The sequence below is a fragment of the Acinetobacter lwoffii genome, from assembly GCF_024129715.1.
Taxonomy (GTDB): domain Bacteria; phylum Pseudomonadota; class Gammaproteobacteria; order Pseudomonadales; family Moraxellaceae; genus Acinetobacter; species Acinetobacter lwoffii_U.
In genome coordinates, this window is the sequence record NZ_JAMXXM010000067.1 from 1 (window position 1) to 669 (window position 669).

General features: G+C 35.4%; 1 protein-coding gene. It reads right to left on the reverse strand.

Features of this window, described 5'->3' with window-relative positions:
* The coding region (locus NI462_RS14915) for an IS5-like element ISAba31 family transposase (RefSeq protein ID WP_253161236.1) at positions 1-669 on the reverse strand (669 nt) is incomplete at both ends.

Here is a 669-nt window from a genome sequence, read left to right on the forward strand (position 1 = left end):
TAATTTCTTTTGAGCTTGTCATATCGAGTAGCTATTCCTCTAAATTGCTTTAATCTACAAAACATATTTTCAACTAAATGCCTGATTTTATATAAATACCAGTCCATATGGTCATTGTTCGATTGGCTATTTGTTTTCTTTGGTATATTCGCTTTAGTCCCTGTTTTCCTGATCTGTTCACGCAGTGGTTCTGAATCATAGCCTTTATCTGCACATACCACTTTTGTCTCTTTTAAATCTAATGTTGATATTAAATCAGGTGCAACTTTAACATCATGTGTGGTTCCATCGGTAATCATGAAATCAATAGGATTGCCATGTGCATCAACAATCAAATGTATTTTTGAGGAGTTTCCTCCTACACTTTTAGAAATAGATTGATTCGCTATACCGGCAGAATGTTGATGAGCACGTACATGAGAGCCATCAATAAAAATCCACTCCATATCGGGGCATGAGGCTAGTAATTTGAATAATCTAAGTAACTTACCGCTGCTTGACCAACGATTAAAACGTTTGAAAATAGAGTTGGAATGACCAAAACAACAAGGAATATCTCGCCACGGACAGCCTGTTCTAATTCTATAGAGAATAGCTTCAATAAAATTGCGTAAATTTGAGTTGTGGTGAATGGATAAATTACGCAGAATAACTTTCAACTTTTGCCAG